Source organism: Halosaccharopolyspora lacisalsi, assembly GCF_014137975.1.
Lineage (GTDB): Bacteria > Actinomycetota > Actinomycetes > Mycobacteriales > Pseudonocardiaceae > Halosaccharopolyspora > Halosaccharopolyspora lacisalsi.
The window spans coordinates 1-18580 of record NZ_JACGWZ010000007.1; the positions used below are offsets into that span (position 1 = coordinate 1).

20 protein-coding genes are annotated in these 18580 nt (G+C 69.9%); 10 read left to right on the top strand and 10 right to left on the bottom strand.

Annotation, left to right across the window (positions count from 1 at the left end; translation table 11 throughout):
• From FHX42_RS20895 to FHX42_RS20910, 4 genes are all read right to left on the bottom strand, one after another.
• Positions 1 to 440, bottom strand: a 440-nt coding sequence (locus tag FHX42_RS20895; protein WP_182546159.1) for a glycerate kinase, incomplete at its 3' end; no start/stop codon positions are given.
• 120 nt (positions 441 to 560) lie between these two features.
• A complete protein-coding gene (gene gcl / locus FHX42_RS20900; protein WP_456318586.1) occupies positions 561 to 2237 on the bottom strand; it encodes a glyoxylate carboligase in 1677 nt (558 codons plus the stop codon).
• Positions 2238 to 2431: 194 nt separating this feature from the next.
• Positions 2432 to 3310, bottom strand: coding sequence for a 2-hydroxy-3-oxopropionate reductase (locus tag FHX42_RS20905; protein ID WP_182546161.1), 879 nt, complete (start codon positions 3308 to 3310; stop codon positions 2432 to 2434).
• Between the two features lie 143 nt (positions 3311 to 3453).
• Positions 3454 to 4260 carry a hydroxypyruvate isomerase family protein gene (locus FHX42_RS20910; protein ID WP_328796550.1) on the bottom strand — a complete coding sequence of 269 codons (807 nt, stop codon included), beginning with the start codon at positions 4258 to 4260 and terminating at the stop codon, positions 3454 to 3456.
• A gap of 186 nt (positions 4261 to 4446) precedes the next feature.
• On the opposite strand from FHX42_RS20910, the gene FHX42_RS20915 reads away from it, so the two are divergent.
• The 9 genes from FHX42_RS20915 to FHX42_RS20955 all read left to right on the top strand — a co-directional run bounded on the left by FHX42_RS20915 (position 4447) and on the right by FHX42_RS20955 (position 11080).
• Positions 4447 to 4698 carry a thiamine-binding protein gene (locus FHX42_RS20915; RefSeq protein WP_182546163.1) on the top strand — a complete coding sequence of 84 codons (252 nt, stop codon included), beginning with the start codon at positions 4447 to 4449 and terminating at the stop codon, positions 4696 to 4698.
• Positions 4691 to 5062 carry a helix-turn-helix domain-containing protein gene (locus FHX42_RS20920; RefSeq protein ID WP_182546164.1) on the top strand — a complete coding sequence of 124 codons (372 nt, stop codon included), beginning with the start codon at positions 4691 to 4693 and terminating at the stop codon, positions 5060 to 5062. The genes FHX42_RS20915 and FHX42_RS20920 overlap by 8 nt, the downstream gene beginning before the upstream one ends.
• Positions 5063 to 5231: 169 nt before the next feature.
• A complete protein-coding gene (gene uraD, locus FHX42_RS20925; protein ID WP_182546165.1) occupies positions 5232 to 5756 on the top strand; it encodes a 2-oxo-4-hydroxy-4-carboxy-5-ureidoimidazoline decarboxylase in 525 nt (174 codons plus the stop codon).
• Complete coding sequence (gene uraH / locus FHX42_RS20930; protein ID WP_182546166.1) at positions 5753 to 6103, top strand: hydroxyisourate hydrolase; 351 nt, start codon at positions 5753 to 5755, stop codon at positions 6101 to 6103. Before uraD ends, uraH begins: the two co-directional genes overlap by 4 nt.
• Positions 6104 to 6110: 7 nt before the next feature.
• Positions 6111 to 7001: a factor-independent urate hydroxylase gene (gene pucL, locus FHX42_RS20935; RefSeq protein ID WP_182546167.1), complete on the top strand. Its 891-nt coding sequence runs from the start codon at positions 6111 to 6113 to the stop codon at positions 6999 to 7001.
• 190 nt (positions 7002 to 7191) lie between these two features.
• Complete coding sequence (locus FHX42_RS20940) at positions 7192 to 8733, top strand: nucleobase:cation symporter-2 family protein (RefSeq protein ID WP_182546168.1); 1542 nt, start codon at positions 7192 to 7194, stop codon at positions 8731 to 8733.
• 163 nt (positions 8734 to 8896) lie between these two features.
• Positions 8897 to 9829 (top strand): glycoside hydrolase family 43 protein, encoded by a 933-nt coding sequence (locus tag FHX42_RS20945; RefSeq protein ID WP_182546169.1) that lies wholly within the window; start codon positions 8897 to 8899, stop codon positions 9827 to 9829.
• 124 nt (positions 9830 to 9953) lie between these two features.
• Positions 9954 to 10130 (top strand): hypothetical protein, encoded by a 177-nt coding sequence (locus FHX42_RS20950; RefSeq protein WP_182546170.1) that lies wholly within the window; start codon positions 9954 to 9956, stop codon positions 10128 to 10130.
• 11 nt (positions 10131 to 10141) lie between these two features.
• Entirely contained in the window at positions 10142 to 11080 is a 939-nt protein-coding gene (locus FHX42_RS20955; protein ID WP_328796553.1) for a serine/threonine-protein kinase, read from the top strand.
• 175 nt (positions 11081 to 11255) lie between these two features.
• Here the strand turns inward: FHX42_RS20955 and FHX42_RS20960 are convergent, their stop codons facing one another.
• Both FHX42_RS20960 and aceB read right to left on the bottom strand, forming a co-directional pair.
• Positions 11256 to 12515: a DUF6986 family protein gene (locus FHX42_RS20960; protein WP_182546171.1), complete on the bottom strand. Its 1260-nt coding sequence runs from the start codon at positions 12513 to 12515 to the stop codon at positions 11256 to 11258.
• Positions 12516 to 12574: 59 nt separating this feature from the next.
• Entirely contained in the window at positions 12575 to 14179 is a 1605-nt protein-coding gene (aceB, locus tag FHX42_RS20965) for a malate synthase A (protein WP_182546172.1), read from the bottom strand.
• 259 nt (positions 14180 to 14438) lie between these two features.
• On the opposite strand from aceB, the gene FHX42_RS20970 reads away from it, so the two are divergent.
• Entirely contained in the window at positions 14439 to 15221 is a 783-nt protein-coding gene (locus tag FHX42_RS20970) for an IclR family transcriptional regulator (RefSeq protein ID WP_182546502.1), read from the top strand.
• An 18-nt stretch (positions 15222 to 15239) separates the two neighbouring features.
• On the opposite strand, the gene FHX42_RS20975 is transcribed toward FHX42_RS20970, so the two are convergent.
• The 4 genes from FHX42_RS20975 to alr form a co-directional block, all read right to left on the bottom strand.
• Complete coding sequence (locus FHX42_RS20975) at positions 15240 to 15620, bottom strand: SdpI family protein (protein ID WP_182546173.1); 381 nt, start codon at positions 15618 to 15620, stop codon at positions 15240 to 15242.
• A gap of 144 nt (positions 15621 to 15764) precedes the next feature.
• Entirely contained in the window at positions 15765 to 16253 is a 489-nt protein-coding gene (gene tsaE / locus FHX42_RS20980) for a tRNA (adenosine(37)-N6)-threonylcarbamoyltransferase complex ATPase subunit type 1 TsaE (RefSeq protein WP_182546174.1), read from the bottom strand.
• A 10-nt stretch (positions 16254 to 16263) separates the two neighbouring features.
• On the bottom strand, positions 16264 to 17286 hold the full coding sequence (locus tag FHX42_RS20985; protein WP_182546175.1) for an alpha/beta fold hydrolase: 1023 nt from the start codon (positions 17284 to 17286) through the stop codon (positions 16264 to 16266).
• Positions 17287 to 17357: 71 nt separating this feature from the next.
• Entirely contained in the window at positions 17358 to 18521 is a 1164-nt protein-coding gene (gene alr / locus FHX42_RS20990; protein WP_182546176.1) for an alanine racemase, read from the bottom strand.
• Positions 18522 to 18580: the final 59 nt, after the last annotated feature.

Here is an 18580-nt window from a genome sequence, read left to right on the forward strand (position 1 = left end):
GCCACGAGCATCCCCGCTCCGCCGTCGGTGGAGGCGCTGCCGCCCACACCGAGCAGGATCCTGCGAGCACCCGCGTCCAGCGCGGCGGCGATCAGCTCACCGGTGCCCTCGCTGGAGGCCGCCAGCGGGGCGAGGTCGTCGGCGTCGAGCAGCGCCAGCCCGGACGCCGTGGCCAGCTCCACGACGGCGGTGTCACCGTCCACCGCGATCTCGGTGTCCACCGGGTCGCCGAGGGGGCCGGTGGCCCGCACCGGCACCTGTCGATATCCGCCGGTGAGCGCTGCCCGCACGGTGCCGTCGCCACCGTCGGCGACCGGAGTGCGACACACCCGGGCGTCCGGGCTGCGCCGCAGCACGCCCGCCGCGACGGCCTCGGCGACCTCGGGGGCGGTCAGCGAACCCTTGAACTTGTCAGGTGCGATCAGGATTCGGTCGGGCACTGCACGCTCCCGTCTTCGCGAGGATGGTCTCCCCCGCCGACACGCCCGGCACGGCCGGCGGAGGAGACCGGATTGTCGGGCCCATTCCACCCGACAACCCCGTTCGGAGGGAATCCGGTGTCAGGACACCGGTTCCGGTTCGGCCACGGCGTCGATGCGCACACCATTGGCGGTGTTGGCCTCGCGCTCGATCATCACCTCGACCAGAACGGGGCGGCTGGTGGCCACCGCCTCCTTGCGCGCCCACTCGATGCTGTCGGCGAGCTCGCCCGGATCGACCACCCGACGACCCGAGCAGCCGTAGGCTTCCATGATCTTGACGTTGTCGGTGCCGTGCTCGTCGTAGTGCAGGTCGACCTCGGTGTTCATGCCGTAGCCCTGCTCGGCCATCCGGATCAGGCCGAGGTACTCGTTGTTGAGCATGATCACCACGAAGCCCACGTCGTACTGGGCTGCCACGGCCAGCTCCTCGACCAGGAACTGGAAGGAGTAGTCGCCGACCACGCTGACCACCTCGGCCTCCGGCTCGGCCGACTTCACGCCGATGGCTGCCGGGATCTCCCAGCCGAGCGGTCCCGCCTGGCCGCACACCTGGTAGTGCCGCGGCTTGTGCGTGGTCTGGAACTGGCCGGACCAGATCTGGTAGAGGCCGATGGCGGTGGTGAAGTACGTGTCCGGCCCGAAGGCCTCGTTGATCTCCCTGAACACCCGCGGTGCCTTGATCGGGACGGTGTCGTAGTCGTCGGGGCGGTTGTGGGTCCGCTTCAGCTCGCCCACGCGGGCCTTCCACCCGGAGAAGTCCTTGCCCCGCTCACGCCGCTTGGCCATCGCCAGCATGGCGTCGAGGAACAACCCGGCCTCGGAGACGACCCCGAGGTCGGGGCCGAAGACCTTGCCGAGCTGGGTCGGCTCGATGTCGACGTGGATGAACGTGCGCTCGCCCCGGTAGACGTCCAGCGCCCCGGTGTGGCGGTCTCCGAAACGCGCCCCCAGCGCCAGCACCAGGTCGGACTCCATGAAGGACTGGTTGCCGTAGCGCTGGCTGGTCTGGATGCCGGTCATGCCGGCCCACAGCTCGTGGTCCTCCGGGAAAGAACCCTTGCCCATGAGCGTGACCTGCACGGGGATGCCGAGCAGTTCGGCCAGCTCGCGCAGCCGCTCGTGGCACTCGCCGAGCACGACACCGCCACCGGCCAGGATCAGCGGGCGCTCGGCGGCCAGCAGCATGTCCAGTGCCCGCTCCACGCGCGGCATGTGCGGCTCGACGCGCGGCACGGGCAGCGCGGTGTCGATCGCCGGGTCCCACTCGATCTCCTGCTGCTGCACGTCCAGCGGGAAGTCGACCAGCACCGGCCCCGGACGCCCCGAGCGGGCCGTGCGGAACGCCTCGCGAAGCATCCACGGAGCCTGCGCGGCCTCCTTGACCTGCACCGACCACTTGGTCACCGGCTTGGCGACGTCGACGATGTCGACCGCCTGGAAGGCCTCCTGGTGCAGCTTGGTCGACACGGCCTGGCCGGTGATGCACACCATCGGGATGGAGTCGGCCTGCGCGGTGTAGAGGCCGGTGATCATGTTGGTGCCCGCGGGCCCCGAGGTGCCGACGGCGACCCCGACCCGTCCGTTGGTGCGCGCCCAGCCGTCGGCCATGTGGGTCGCGCCCTCTTCGTGGCGCACGGTCAGGTGCTTGATGTCGCGATGCTCCAACGCGGCGTACAGCGGGAGGATCGCCGCGCCCGGACACCCGAACGCGGTGTCGACCCCCTCGGACTCGAGCACGTCGACGACGGCCTGCATTGCGGGAACTTTCGGCATGGTATACACATTTCCTCTCGGGTGCGGTTGGACGCAGTGGCGCGAAGCGCATCCGTGGGGGTGGTTGGGCGACGGGTGGGCGAGACCGGAGCTTGGCGGCGCGGGAATCGCCCACCCGTGACCTGGTTCCGGCGGCTTTCGTCGAAACCGCCGAGATCACTCGATCGAGTGAGGATTCACTCGCGACCGCTGAGCCGGGCGATCTGGCGGAACAGCCCGGAGTGGTCCAGCGAGCCGTCACCCTGCGCGACGGCGGCGGCCACGAGCTGGGTGGCCACGGCACCGAGCGGAGTGGCCACGCCGACCTCGCGAGCGGCGGCCTGCACGATGCCCATGTCCTTGTGGTGCAGTTCGAGCCGGAATCCGGGCTTGAACTCGCGGTCGGCCATCTTGGGGCCCTTGGCGTCCAGCACCTTGCTGCCGGCCAGACCGCCGCCGAGCACGCGCAGTCCCGCCTCGGTGTCCACGCCCTGGGCCTCCAGGAACGACATGGCCTCGGCGACCAGGCCGATGTTGCCCGCCACGACGAGCTGGTTGGCGGCCTTGACGGTCTGCCCCGCGCCGGCCGGGCCGACGTGCACGATCGTCTTGCCGACCGAGTCCAGCACCGGGCGCCCGGCCTCGAACGCCTCGGCCGTACCGCCGACCATGATCGACAGCGCGGCGTCGATGGCCCCCTGCTCACCGCCGCTGACCGGAGCGTCGAGGGTCCGCACCCCCTTCTCGGCGGCGGCCTCGTCCACGGCGCGCGTGGTGTCCGGGCGGATCGTGCTGAAGTCGACGAGCAGCGCACCGCTGGCGATGTTGGCCAGCACGCCGTCGGAGCCGAGCACCACCTGCTCGACGTCCGGCGAGTCGGGCAGCACGGTCACGACGACGTCGGCGTCACGCACCGCCTCGGCCACGGTCCGCGCGCCCTTGCCGCCCTCGGCGATCAGCTTGTCGATCTTGGGTTGGCTGCGGTTGTACCCGGTCACCTCGTAGCCCGCGGCGACGAGGTTCGCCGCCATCGGGCCACCCATGATCCCCAGTCCGATGAACCCGATCCTGGTCATCGTCTCTCTCCGTTCGAATGATCGCTGATTGATTTCGGAAAAAGCGGCGTCAGCTTCCCGGACGCCGATTCTTCCCACGTACGCGAGCTACGGCGCCCGAGGTTCCGCTACCGGCACCGCTGCGCGAGCCAGCCGCAGGACTCCTAGGAAAACGCCCAGCCGAAGCTGTCGGTGGTGGCCCCGCCGGCCTTGTACTCGGCGGCGATGTCACCGCTGTAGCCGAGTTCGCGCAATCGGTCGAAGTAGTACCGGAAGTCGATCTCACCCGTACCCGGTTCGTTCCGCCCCGGCGAGTCGGCGATCTGCACGTGTCCGATCAGGTCGGCGTGGTTGTCCAGCGCCGCGTCCGGATCGTCGCCGTTGGCCACCACGTGGTACAGGTCGAACAGCAGGCGAAGGTTGTCCACGCCGCCCTCGGAGCGCACCCGCTCGATGACGGCCGCCGCGTCGTCGGCGGTCTTCAGCGGGTAGCTGGGAGTTCCGCTCACCGGCTCGATCAGCACCGTGCCGTCGATCCGGGACGCGGCCTTGGCCGCGCGGACGAGGTGCTCCGCGGCGACCGTGTCCTGGGTCGCCGGGTCGATCCCGTCGAGCCGGTTGCCGTAGAGCGCGTTGAAGGCGGTACAGCCCAACCGCGCACCTATGCCCACCGCGACGTCGACGTTGTCGACGAACTCCCGCGACCGCTCCGGGTGCGACAGCACCCCGCGGTCACCCGCGGGCATGTCCCCGGCGAAGAAGTTCAGCCCGATCAACGCCACACCGGCCTCGTCGACGGCACGGACGAACTCGTCGACCGCACCGTCGGTGGGCACGGCCTCGGAGAACGGCCACCAGAACTCGACGGCCTCGAAGCCGGCGGCCTTGGCCGCCGCGGGGCGCTCCAGCAGGTCGAGCTCGGTGAACAGGATCGAGGCGTTGACGGCGTATCGGAAGGGTTCCACACCCACCCCCTTGGTCGTTGGTCCGTTGACATTTCGCGGCCGTACCGCAGCTGTGCTGCCAATATTCCGCAGTTATTCCGTAATACGAAAACTTTATTCCGTGTAGTGGTAGATTAGCGCGCTTCCGCCTAGGGGTCAACGGCGGGGCCGCACCGGAGGGCTACCGTGCCCCCAAACAGCGAGGAGGTGCTCATGGACTTGCGAGCGGAGTTCACGACCGAGCCGTTCCAGGGCGAGGGCGAGCCACCCGCGCACGCGGTGGCCGCCGAGAACCAGCTGCGCCAGGCGGGGTTGGACCCCGAGTTCGGACCGCTGGGCACCTCGATCAGCGGGGACCGCGAGACGGTCCTGGCCGCGCTGTCCTCGGTCCTGGACACCGCACTGGACGCGGGAGCGCACCGGATCACGGTCCAGGTCAGCCTCGACAGCGTCGCCGATGACTGAACCGCACCCCCTCGCCACCGCCATCGCACCCCTGCTGCGCCGAACCGGCGGCACCGTGGTGCCCCTGGAACAGCGCCAACCCGGCGACGTCGTGCTGCACTGGCAGGACGCACCCGCGATAGCCGTTCGACTCCCCGGCGAGGAACTCACCAGCGCGCTGGACCGGGTCATCGGCCAGGTCGAGTTCGAGCTCGGCGCCCGCCTGTCGGACCTGCCCCGCGCCGACAAGCAGCGCGCCGTACGACTACTGGAGGAGCGCGGCGCGTTCACGCTGCGCAAGTCCGTCGAATCGGTGGCGAAGACGCTCGGAGTCAGCCGGTTCACCGTCTACAACTACCTCAACCGGGAGCAGTCCGACCGGTAGTCACGGCGCCGCCTTGTGCCGCTGCACAACCGGCGAACTCCTACTTCAACAAACTGTTGACACTCGCGCGGATGTGGTCGTAGCTTGCGTGACACATCGCATCCGCCTTCCGTTCACCGAAACCGGTGACGGTGCGGAGCACCACCGCGAATCCGTGGAGTCCGCGTCCATGTCAGCATCATCGACCGATGCCGGTTCCGGGGTCGGCAGGGTCAACAGCCTGCCCCGTCCCGAACTGGTCAAACAGCTTCTGGCCTGCCTCGACATCCAGCGCTGGGCCAACGAGATCGCCGATCGGCGTCCCTTCGCCGACGCCGGCGAGCTCCACGAAGCGGCCGACGCGGCGGCTCCGGGACTGACCCCCGAGGAAATCCACACCGCGCTGGCGGCCCACCCCCGCATCGGGCAGCGTTCGGAGGGCGACGACACGTCCTCGTCGTGGTCGCGTTCCGAGCAGTCCGGAGTGGATCCCGCGGACGCGGACCTGACCACCGCACTCCGCGAGGGCAACGAGGAGTACGAGCGGCGATTCGGACACGTGTACCTGGTCTGCGCCAGCGGCCGCAGCGGAGCCGAGCTGCTGCGGATCCTGCGCTCGCGGCTGGACAACGACCGGGACACCGAACTGGACATCGTCGCGGAGGAGCTGCGCGAGATCGCGCGGCTACGACTGGCAAGGGTGATCGAGGGTTGAGTACCAACACAGTCAGTGCGGTGACCACGCACGTGCTCGACGCGGCGCGTGGTCTGCCCGCCTCCGGCGTCGCCGTGCGGTTGGAGTCCGTCGGCGAGTCCGGCCCCACGAAGCTGGCCGAGGCCGTGACCGACGGCGACGGACGCGCGAAACAGCTCGGCCCCGAGCGACTCGAGGCCGGGGACTACCGGCTGACCTTCGCCACGGGCGCCTACTTCGAAGGGCTGGGAACCGAGTCCTTCTACCCGCAGGTGCAGATCACCTTCCGCATCGGCGACCCCGAGCAGCACCACCACGTGCCGTTGTTGTTGAGCCCGTTCTCCTATTCCACCTACCGAGGGAGTTGACCACCTCATGGGCATCGTCATGGGCCCGAACCAGTACGGCAAGGCCGAGTGCCGCCTCGTCACCGTCAACCGCGACACCGAGCGGCACAGCATCAAGGACCTCAACGTCAGCACCTCGCTGCGCGGTGACTTCGACGAGACGCACCTGACCGGGGACAACAGCAGCGTCCTGCCGACCGACACGCAGAAGAACACCGTCTACGCCAAGGCCAAGGAAGCTCCGGTCGGCGAGATCGAGGACTTCGCGCTGCGCCTCGGGCGGCACTTCGTCGACACCCAGGAGCCCGTCCGGGGCGCGCGCGTGCTCATCGACGAGTACGCCTGGGAGCGGATCCCCGTCGGCGGTGCGGGACACGACCACGCGTTCTCCCGCGCCAACGACGAGAAGCGCACCACGGCGGTGACGATCGACGGCTCCCGGGCCCACGTCGTCTCCGGGCTCAAGGACATGGTCGTGCTCAAGTCCACCGGCTCCGAGTTCTGGGGTTACCCCAAGGACCAGTACACGACGCTGGCCGAGACCGAGGACCGCATCCTGGCCACCGCCGTGACCGCGCGCTGGCGCTACCTGAGCACCGACGTGGACTGGGCGAAGAGCTTCGAGGCGATTCGCTCGACCATGCTGGAGGCCTTCGCCACCACGCACAGCTACGCGCTCCAGCAGAGCCTCTACGAGATGGGCAGAGCGGTGCTGGAGCAGCAGCCGCGGGTCGCCGAGATCCGGATGTCGCTGCCGAACAAGCACAACTTCCGCTACGACCTCGAGCGGTTCGGCCTGGACAACAACAACGAGGTCTTCATCGCCGCCGACCGCCCGTACGGCCTGATCGAGGGCACCGTCACCCGCGACGACGTCGAGGCCGCCCCGGCCGCCTGGTACAGCCTGCCCGAGTTCTGATCCCCCGTCGGGGTCGCCGGGTGCCGGGCCCGGCGACCCCGACGGGCCCCCTCCGGCGGCCCCCGCCGAAACTCTCACCGCTCTCTTGCGCGCCCCTTTTCACACTCCCAAAAAGAGCGAAATCATTCCGAAACCAGACATCGATATTCAGATGATCTGACCACATTTCCCTGCGGCCCAGGAGTTCCCTATGGCCCTGTTCACGAAACGCCACAATCGCGGCACGCGCAACGGCAGATCCGGTGCTCATCCGGTGGACCAGATGATGCCGCCGGGCAAGCTGACGGCCTACGGGGTCCAGCACATCGCCGCGATGTACGCGGGCGTGGCGGCACCGCCGCTGATCGTCGGTCAGGCCATCGGGCTCACTCCGATCAAGATGACCCTGCTGATCGGGGCCAGCCTGCTCACCGCGGGGATCGCGACGCTGCTGCAGTCCATCGGGGTGTGGCGCATCGGCGCCAGGCTGCCCTTCGTCAACGGTGTCACCTTCGCCTCCGTGGCTCCGATGCTGGCGATCGTGTCCCAGCACGGCCAGGACACATCTCTGTCGATCATCTACGGCTCGGTGCTGATCGCCGGAATTTTCGCGTTCCTGGCAGCCCGGTACTTCTCACAACTGATCCGATTCTTTCCACCGGTCGTCACGGGAACGGCGATCACCCTGATCGGGTTGTCCCTGTTCCCCGTCGCCTCCGGGTGGATCGCCGGGCAGGATCCGGAAGCCGCCGACTACGCCTCCCCGCTGAGAATCGCGCTCGGCGCCGGGACATTCGTCCTCGTACTCCTGCTCAACCGGTTCCTGAAGGGGTTCCTGAACCGGATCGCGCTGCTCATCGCGCTGGTGCTGGGCACGCTGGTCGCCTGGCCGCTCGGTGCCGTGGACACCGGCACCTTCTCGCAGGCCCCCGTGTTCAACTTCCCCACCCCGTTCGAACTCGGCGCCCCCGCGTTCAACATCACCGCCATCATCTCGATCTGCATCGTGATGCTCGTGGCGATGATGGAGAGCACCGCCGACATGATCGCGCTCGGCGAGATCGTCGAGCGGCCCGCCGACGAGCGCACGATCGCCGACGGGCTGCGCGCCGACGGCGCGGGCAGCGCGCTCAGCGCCGTTTTCGGCGGATTCACCTGCAGTGCCTTCGCGCAGAACGTCGGGCTCGTCGCGCTGACCCGGGTCAAGAGCCGCTACGTGGTCGCCGCGGCCGGCGGCGTGCTCATCGTGCTGGGGCTGTTCCCCGTGCTCGGAGCGGTCGTCTCGCTGGTCCCCAAGCCCGTGCTGGGAGGTGCCTCGCTGGTGCTGTTCGGCTCCGTGGCCTCCAGCGGCATCCGCACGCTGGGCCGGGCGCAGTTGGGGGACCCGTTCAACGCACTGGTGGTGGCCGGCGCGCTGGGCGTGGGCATGATCCCGATCATCGCGCCGGAGTTCTACGAACACTTCCCCGCCGCCGCGCGCACGGTGCTCGACTCCGGTATCAGCACCGGTTGCATCGTCGCCCTGGCGTTGAACCTGCTGTTCAACAGCGGTGCCCGGCGCAAGGCCCAGCTGGCCGAGCTGGGTGAGGACGTCGACGAGAAGTCCGCGGAAGAGGTGACGATGGACTCCGGCGAGCACGTCCGCCCCAACGCCGCCGATCTCGACGAGGTCGGCGCGGCCGGTCAGGAGGCCGGTCCGGTACCGGCGCCCCGGCCGATGCAGTCCACGCACACCACCGAATCCACCCAGTAATCCCGGCAGGGGGGAAACACCGGTACGCGGTCGTCCCTGCCACTCACGAGGGACACCCGTTGAGGTGATGCACCGGGTGGTGCCGCGCCTCAACGGGTGCACTCGGATCATGTCCACTTCGGAGCAGCAAGCACCGCGAGTCCGATGCTCACGCCGTACCGTCATGACCGCCGCCGGCCTGGCGCTGCTGTCCCCACCGAAAGCCCGGGCCCGCCCCGGAGCGGCCCGACTCGTGATCGACCGCGACTTCCCGGATCCATCCATAGTGGAATTCAACGGCGGCCACTACGCCCACGCCACCAACAGCGGCGGCAGGAACGTGCAGGTAGCCAGGGCCGACGGGCTCCGGGGACCGTGGCAACCGCCTGCCGATGCCCTGCCCTCGGCCGAGCTGCCGAAGTGGGTCGGCCCCGACGCGCGGGGACGGCTCAACATCTGGGCACCCCACGTCAGTCGGCGCACCGACGGCACCTTCCTGCTCTACTACACCGCCTTCCACCCCGGTGACGGACACCAGTGCCTCGGTGCCGCCGTCGCCGGCACCCCCGCCGGCCCGTTCACGCCCACCGGTCCGCAGCCGCTGGTCTGCGGGTCCGGCCGGGGCGACGTCATCGACCCCGCCGCCTTCGTCGACTCCGACGGACTCCGCTACCTGCTGTACAAGGACTCGCGCGGCGGCCCCTCCACGATCAGGTTGCTTCCGGTGAACCAGGACGGAGTCACCCCGCGAGGCCGGGAAACCGTGCTGCTGCGGGCGACCCGGCCCGAGGAAGCCGGAGTGGTGGAGGCGCCGACCCTGGTGCGCCGCCCCGAGGGCTACGTCCTGTTCTACTCGGCGAACACGTTCGCCAGCGGGAACTACTTCACCAACTACGCGACCGCGTCCACTCTCACCGGTCCCTACACCAAAGCACCGGGTGCTTTCCTCAGCACGCGAACCCTCGGGGGAGGCATCACCGACCCCGGCGGCCAGGACGTGTCCGAGTCGGGCTCCCACATCGTCTTCCACGGCGACCTCGTGGAACCCGGTGGTCCACGCGGCACGTACCTGGCCGAGCTGGGCTGGAACGGATCGCGTCCGAAGCTCCTCGGGTGATCCCCACCGCGGTGACAGGTCTCGCCCGAAAGATTTCCTCGACCCGGGCGATCATCGCCTGGAGAATGGCCTCATACCGTTCACCGCCGTGATGACGGCGGGTTCCAGGCAGGAGGTAACGCCCATGGGTCTTTCCGGGTTACTCGAGACGCTGTCACCGGCCAAGCGCGAGCGCGAGACGCGCGCCTCGCGCAGCAGCAGCGACCGGAAGCGTCGCCGCTCCGGCAGCGACCGGAAGCGTCGGCATTCCCGCAGCCGCAGCGGCTCCGGCGGGCACCGCCGTCGTCGCAGCAGCAGCTGACGCCGGCCGACGTGAGCGAGACGCGGGGAGGCGAGTCGGCGTCCCACACCGACTCGTCCCGCAATGACGGCGACACGGATCGGGCTCCGGCCGCGCCCATGGTCGAGCCGGGAGCGCACCTGGCACCCGGTTACCGCGTCGTGGCCCGGCTGCGCCGCGGGCACCGCATGGACGTCTACGACCTGTGGAGCGAGGAACGCTCGTGCCGGTGCGTCGGCAAGACCGTGCGCCCGGAGCGCGCCGCCGACGAATCGGCCATCGCCCCGCTGCGCACCGAGGCGATGCTGCTCACCAGCCTGACGCACCCGCACCTGGTGCGCGGCTACGGCACGGTGCTCGCCACCGACCCGCTCCGGCCGGTGGTGGTCACCGAAACGCTCCCCGGGCACACCCTCGGCTACCTCGTCGCCGAGCACGAGCGACTCGCCCCTGCCGACGTCGCCCTGCTCGGCGTCCAGCTGTGCTCGGTGCTGGGGCACCTGCACCGGCAGGGGTGGGTCCACCTCGACGTCAAACCCTCCAACGTGGTCGTCGCCGGAGGCCGCGCGATCCTGCTGGACCTGAGCCTGACCTGCCGCATCGGCGAAGCCAGCTCCAGCGGCACCTTCGACTACCTGGCACCGGAGCAGGCCCGCGGTGACGAGATGACGGCGACGGTCGACACCTGGGGGCTCGGGCTCACGCTGTACGAGGCGATCTCCGGAACCACGCCGTGGGCCGGCGTCTCGCACCGCGAGCGCCACGACGACGGAACCCGGCGCCACCCGCAGCGCGACAGCACCGTCGTTCCGCTGGGCAGGCACCGGGAACTGCCGGCGGAACCGGCCGCCACCATCGACGCCTGCCTGGCCCCCGAGCCGAGCGACCGGCCGAGAACCGACGAGGTCTCGGAACGCCTGGTCACCTGGTCCGGAATCGACCCGGCCGCGGCGGGGGACACCGACGAGTGAGCGGGGTTTTCCGATCGGGTCCTTGCCGGTGGACGGAGACGGTTTGGCGGTATGAGCACCAAGGCAGCCGCCGCCGCGCTCGCGGTACGCCGCGAAAACGTCCTGCACGGCGGTAGCTGACAGGCCGTCCGTCTTTCGAGCTGCTACGGCAGCTCGAAAGACGCACGGCCGCGTGTCACAACCGGCCGATCTCGCGGATCCTGGACTCGTCCAGTCCGGTCATCTCGGCGACCTCGTCCGGATCGGTGGCCCCGTTGTCCAGGGCGCGAACGAAGGAGGCCGCCAGCGCCCGGGCGGTCGCGGGCTCGTCGAGGACCGTACCGCCGCTGTCGGAGACGTACGCCGCCAACCGTCCGGCCTCGGCGGGAGCCGACTCGCGGAAGGCCGTGAACACGCCCGCGTAGCGGGTGACCAGCTGTGCCGGGTGCAGGTCCCAGCTCTGGTAGAAGCCGTGCTCCAGTGAGCGGCGCAGCAGCTCGTAGTGCCGCTCCCAGCCGTACCGGACCTGGGCCGCGCTGCCCACCGGTAGCACGTTGGTCGACCCGTCGGACAGGAAGATCCCGGTACCGGCCGCCGCCACCTGCATCACGTGCCGGGCGAAGTCACAGGCCCCGTGGGCCATGTGCTGGTGAGCCGCGGTCAGTCCGCAGGCGGCGGTGTAGTCGTAGGTGCCGAAGTGCAACCCGCTGACCCGCCCCCGACCGGCACGGATGAAACGCGGTAACGCGACGCCCCCCTCGGAGTCCACTATGGACTGGGTGGTCTCGACCTGGATCTCGAACCGCAGGGAACCGTGGCCGAGACCGAACCGCCGCTCGGCCAGTTCCAGGACCTCGACGAAGACCTCGAGCTGGGCCACGTCGACGATCTTGGGAAAGGTCAGCGCGAACCCGCCGGGCAACTCCCCCCACTCCGCCAGCAGCTTCGTCAGGAAGACGTCCAGAGTGCGCACCGAACGCTCCCGCAGCTGGGGGGTTTCGAAGGACTTCACGCGCAGCCCGAAGACGCCCGGGGCCACATCGTCCCGCAACCACTCGGCCACGACACCGGCCGTGCGCTCGGCGTCGGCGTCCTCGGTCTCGTCGTCGCGGCGCCCGTAACCGTCCTCGAAGTCGATGCGCAGGTCCTCCACCGGCTCCTCGACCAGCTTCCTGCGCACCCGCGGATGCACCGCCTCCGCGTCCTGCGGCTCCAGCCCCAGGATCTCCATGAAGTCCCTGGCCTGAGGTGCGTGCTCGTCGAGCGCCGCCAGTGCCTCCTGACCCCACCAGCGCACCGTGTCGGCGTCCACGTCGTTCGCGGGGACGTAGCAGGTGTGCACCGGCTGCCGCGCGGAACTCGCGCCCGGGTACCTGCTCGCCACATGCTCGTCCACGGAGACCAGTCGACTGAGCAGACCGTCGACTCCCGTGCTGTCCAAGGAGGTGCTGACCACGTGTACTCCCATCTTCGGTGATGGGTGGCCGCACCGGCGGGCACGGCCACCCACGGCGATCAGTCGAGCTGCTCGTAGGCGGGCAGGGTCAGGAAGTCGACGAACTCGTCGGCCACCGCGACCTGCTCGAACAGCTCGATCGCCCGGTCCAGGTTCTCGACCGGGAAGCCCTTCTCGGCGCGCAGCTGCTGCTCGGTCTCGCCCAGCACCTCGCGCACGAGTTCCTTGGTGACCCGCCTGCCGTCGGCGAGCACGACGTCGTTGTGCAGCCACTGCCAGATCTGCGACCGCGAGATCTCGGCGGTCGCGGCGTCCTCCATCAGGTTGTGGATGCCCGCCGCCCCGTTGCCGCCGAGCCACGAGGTGAGGTAGCGCACTCCCACGTCGACCGCCGCGCGCAGGCCGTCGATGGTCTTGTCGCCCGGCGTGGAGGCGACGTCGACCAGGTCATCGGCCGCCACCGAGACGTCCTCGCGCTTGCGGTCGAGCTGGTTCGGCTTGTCACCGAGGACCTTGGAGAACTCCTCCTTGCACGGCTCCACGGTGTCCGGGTGGGCCACCCAGGAGCCGTCGAAGCCGTCCTCGGCCTCGCGGCGCTTGTCCTCGTGGATCTTGGCCATCGCCTGCTCGGTGATCTCCGGGTCGCGGCGGTTGGGGATGAACGCCGCCATCCCGCCGATCGCGAAGGCACCCCGCTTGTGGCAGGTGCGCACCAGCAGCTCGGTGTAGGCCCGCATGAACGGCACGGTCATGCCGACGCTGTTGCGGTCGGGCAGGATGAACTCCGAGCCGGCCGAGCGGAAGGTCTTGATGACGCTGAACAGGTAGTCCCAGCGACCCGCGTTCAGCCCGGCGCTGTGATCGCGCAGCTCGTAGAGGATCTCCTCCATCTCGAACGCCGCCGGGATGGTCTCGATGAGAACGGTCGCCCGCACCGAACCGTGCGGAACGCCGAGCTCCTGCTGGGCCCGGGTGAACACGTCGTTCCACAGCCGCGCTTCGAGGTGGCTTTCCATCTTCGGCAGGTAGAAGTAGGGGCCGGTGCCGCGGCGCAGCGCCTCCCGGGCGTTGTGGAAGAAGTACAGCCCGAAGTCGACCAGCGCACCGACGACGGGCTCGCCGTCGACCAGGATGTGCTTCTCGTCGAAGTGCCAACCGCGCGGGCGCACCAGCGGCACGGCGTGCTCGACGTCGTCGCGCAGCTTGTACTGCTTGCCCTCCGGGGTGCTCAGCTCGACCTGCTTGCGGATGACGTCGTAGAGGTTGACCTGACCGGACACGACGTTGGACCAGTGCGGGGTGTTGGCGTCCTCCAGGTCGGCCAGCCACGCCTTGGCCCCGGAGTTGAGCGCGTTGACCGACATCTTGCGGTCGGTCGGGCCGGTGATCTCCACACGGCGGTCCCGCAGGGCGGGCGGGGCCTCGGCGACCTGCCAGTCCGATTCACGGATCTCGCGGGTCTCGGGCAGGAAGTCCAGCTTGCCGGTGCGGGCCGCCTCCTCGCGCCGCTGCTTGCGGCGCTCCAGCAGCTCGTCACGGCGCGCACCGAACGCGCGGTGCAAAGTGGCGACGAAGTCGAGTGCCTCGGGGGTGAGGATCTCGTCACCCCGCTCGACCGCGCCGCCGAGCACCTGCACGCCCTGCGCAGTGGTCGTCTGGGACATGTCGGTGTCCACCTCTCTCTGAAGCCGGGTTACAGACGGTGGCTCATTGGCCCACCCTGCCGCGTCGGCCGCTTCCTCGCACCCTTGGGCGGGATCTCGACCAGCTAGCGGTACGCCCGTTATGTTTTCTGTATCGTGGAGGTTAGTTTCCACATGCCGTTTCAGGCAAGATGAGCTGGCGCACCCGGCGACCGGTCGGGCTGGACGGCCGCCTTAGGGTGCGCAGGTACCGGCGAGCAACATGGAGAGGATCGTGGCGATGTCGACTGGCTCCCGCCGAGCCAATCAGGGTGGAGGTGTGCAGTCCGTCGAACGCACCTTCGAACTCCTGGAGCTGATGGCCGACGCGGGTGGCGAGGCGACGCTCAGCGACCTCGCCGAGGCCTCCGCGCTGCCGCTGCCGACGATCCACCGGATCATGCGGACCCTGGTCAGCTCCGGATACGCGCGCCAGCAACCCTCGCGGCGCTACGCCCTCGGTCCGAGCCTGATCCGACTCGGCGAGACCGCCAGCCGCGCGCTCGGCTCGTGGGCGCGGCCGTACCTGGCCGAGCTCACCGAAGCCACCGGGGAGACCTCGAACATGGCCGTGCTCGACGGGTTGCAGATCGTCTACGTCTCCCAGGTGCCCTCGCAGCACTCGATGCGCATGTTCACCGAGGTCGGCAGGCGCGTGGACGCGCACGCGACGGCCGTGGGCAAGGCGGTCATGGCCACCATGCCCGCCGACTCGGTCACCCAGCTGCTGAGCCGGTCCAGCATGGCGCCGCAGACCGAGCGCACCATCACCTCGATCGAGGCGATGCACACCGAGCTGGCGCGCATCCGCCGGCTCGGCTACGCCGTCGACGACGGCGAGCAGGAGGTCGGCGTGCGCTGCTACGCGGTGGCCGTGCCGAACGCGCCCGCGGGGGCGGCGATCTCCATCAGCGGACCGGAGGCCCGCATGAGCAGCATCAGCACCGACGAGGTACTCCCACTGATGCAGCGGCTGTCCCGCGACCTCGGCGCGGAGCTCAACACCTCCGGCGAGAGCGAGTGAGGCGGGCTCGGGGCCGGATCATTCCACCGCGTTCCGCCCGGCTTCGTTCGCCTTCCTGGTCCCGATCAGCAGGATGACGACGCAGGCCACGTAACCGGCTCCCGGAACCGCCAGGAAAATATCCTGGCCCACGCCCGTCACCAGCTGCACGACCGCGACGACCACCGTCAGCAGAGCGACGGCGTAGCCGACCCGCGCGGCGACGGACAACCACGGAAGGGCCGCCCGGTGACCGGCGTCCCAGGCACGATCGGACGATTTCGTGACCTTCGTCTTGATCCCGACGAGGGAGTTCCGCTCCAGGCCGCCGTTCAGGAACGAACTCCTGGTGAACGCCATGAAGATGCTCAGCTGGACGAGACCGAAGGCGGCACCGAGAAGCCCACCGAACGCTTCCACGCGCTCCTCCCCCTCCGCCCCGCGACACGGACCTCGCCGCGGCCCGACGGTATCGGTCTCCTCGGGCGGAGCGTACCAAGCCGGCCGCTCGAGGTTTCCCGGTTTCGCGCGCAACCGGGAAACCACCATCGTCGAGTGCGACGGCTACCGCTCGGGACACCCCGCGGGCAACCGGTCGGGCCAGGAGGTGCCGTGGGGCTCCAGGACGAGCTCGCGGACGTCGTCGTCGCGGCGGTTCATCCGCACCAGCAGGTACTCGTCCTCCAGGCGCTCGGCGACGCCCTCGCCCCACTCGACGACGACGGCGGCCTCCGTGAGCTCGGTGTCCAGGTCCAGGTCGTCGAGCTCGTCGAGCGAGACGAGCCGGTAGGCGTCCACGTGCACGAGGGCCGGTGCCGCTTCGCGCTCGGGCCGGTGCACCCTGGCGAGCACGAACGTGGGCGAGGTGACCGCACCCGTGACCCCCATTCCCGCGGCGATCCCCCTGGCCAGCACCGTCTTGCCCGCGCCGAGCGGCCCGTCCAGCAACACGAGGTCACCGGCGCGCAGCGCCGCACCCAGCGCCCTGCCGAACTCCAGCGTGTCGGACTCGCGCTCCAGCTCGTAAGTGCGCGCCGTGGCTTCCGAACTCACTGCCTCACCTCTACGACCGGACTCGCTCGCGCACGCGGGAAGCACCGCGCCGCACGAGCGCGGTCAGGTGCTCGGTGACGAGCTCGTTGCGTTCCAGTATCGCCATGTGCCCGGCTCCCTCGACACGCACCAGCTCGGCGTCCGGCAGCTCGGCGGCGATGACCTCGGAGTGCGAGAAGGGGGTGAGGCGGTCGGAGTCCCCGCTGAGCACCAGCACCTCGCAGTGGCGCAGTCCGGCCAGCGCCGCCTTGCGGTCGTGCGAGCCGAGGGTGTCCAGGAAGTCGGTCACCGACTCGACCGTGGTCCCGGTGATCATATCGTCCATCAGGTCGACCAGGGCGGGACTCACCGCGCGCTCGCCGAAGGCCAGACCGCGCACGATGCTCCAGGTGAGCTGGTCGCCCACCCGCCGGGCGCGCTCGACCATGTCGGGCTGCAAACCGGCCACCAGGCCGAGCCCCCTGGTCAGCGGGTTGCGACGGGACAGCAACGGCCGGGACAACCCGGAGGCGCCGACCTCACCCGCCGAGGTGCCCAGCAGCGCCACGGAGCACACCCGGTCGCGGAACAGCTTGGGACGCTGTTCGGCCAGCGCCATGATCGCCATACCGCCCATGGAGTGACCGACCAGCATCATCGGCCCCCTGGGGGTGGTCGCCCGCAGCACTGCGTCGAGGTCCCTGCCGAGCTGGTCGATGGTGCTGTTGCGCCTGCCGGACTGCCCCGAGCGGCCGTGGCTGCGCTGGTCGTAGAGCACCACCCGGACCCGGGGGTCGTTCAGCTGCGGCAGGTCCCTGCGCTGGAAGTGCCAGCATCGCGAGTCCAGCGTGTAGCCGTGCACCAGGACCACGGTCAGCTCGGCCTCGCCACCGTCGGCGGGATTGATCTCCTGCACGGCCAGCGGAACACCGTCGTCGGCGGCCACCATGGACTGGCGGTCGGGTTTGAGGGACCCGAACGCCTCCTCCGCGTAGGGATCCTCCTCGGCGCCGTTGCGACGCTGCGAGGCGATCCGCGAACTGTGCGCTGCCATCCCTACCGCAGTACCCGTAACGGCCGCACCGAGAACACCACCGGACCAGGCCAGGGCCTGCCACAGCCGGCTCACGACACGTCCTCGGGATCCTCGGGGGCCGGATCCACCACGGTCCTGCCCACCCGCGGCCGGTACAGCCCGGTGACGATCTCGTAGTGGATGGTGCCGAGTTCCTCGGCCCACTCGGCGGCGGTCGGACCACCCTCATCGCCCTCGCCGAACAGCACCACCTCGTCGCCCTCGGCGACCGGGTCGTCGTCGCAGCACACCACCAGCTGGTCCATGCACACGCGGCCGACCACCGGCCTGCGCCGCCCCCGCAGCCACACCGACATCCGCCCCGACAACGCGCGCGGCACCCCGTCGGCGTAGCCGACCGGCACCAGCGCCAGGTTCGCGGGCCGCTCCGCGGTCCACGAGTGCCCGTAGGACACGCTCTCGCCCGCTGCGATGCGCTTGGTCAGCACCACGGAGGAGCGAAACGTCATGGCGGGACGCAGATCGTGCTCGCCCGCCTGCGGGACCGGGTCGAGGCCGTAGCAGGCGATGCCCGGACGCACCATGTCGAAGTGCAGATCGGGACGGGTCAGCGTCGCCGCCGAGTTCGCCAGGTGCCGCAGCGGGTCGAGTCCCGCGGACAGCGCCTGCTCGTGGGCTCGCCGGAACCGCTCGGCCTGCATGTCGATCGAGGCGTGCCCCGGCTCGTCGGCACAAGCCAGGTGCGACCACATCGCCACGATCTCCACGTGCCCGTCGGCCCGGGCCTTGGCGGCCTCGGTGACCATCCCCGGCCACTCCTCCGGAGGGCAGCCGTTGCGATGCAGCCCGGTGTCGATCTTCAGGTGGACGCGCGCGGTTTCGCCGCGAGCGGTCGCGGCTTCGGTGATGCCCCTCAGCTCGGCCGGTGAGGACGCCGAGAGGTCCACCCCGGCACGAATCGCGGGACCGAAGTCCTCGCCGGGGGCGTAGAGCCAACACAGCACGGGCGCGTCGATACCGCCTCGGCGCAGCTGAATCGCTTCGGCGGGGGAAGCCACACCGAGCGCGTCGGCACCGGCTCGCAGCGCGGCACGAGCCGCGGTCAGCGCCCCGTGCCCGTACCCGTCGGACTTCACGATCGCCATCGTGCGGGCACCGGAACGCCTGGCACGCTCGACGAGCACGCCGACGTTGTGCCGAAGGGCACCGGCATCGATGCGGAGATTGGCACGGTGCGCGGTCTGGGTGTCCATGACAGAGTCATGGTCGCACAGCTCACCGTTTCGGCCGTACGGTATCCCCTGTTCGGGGG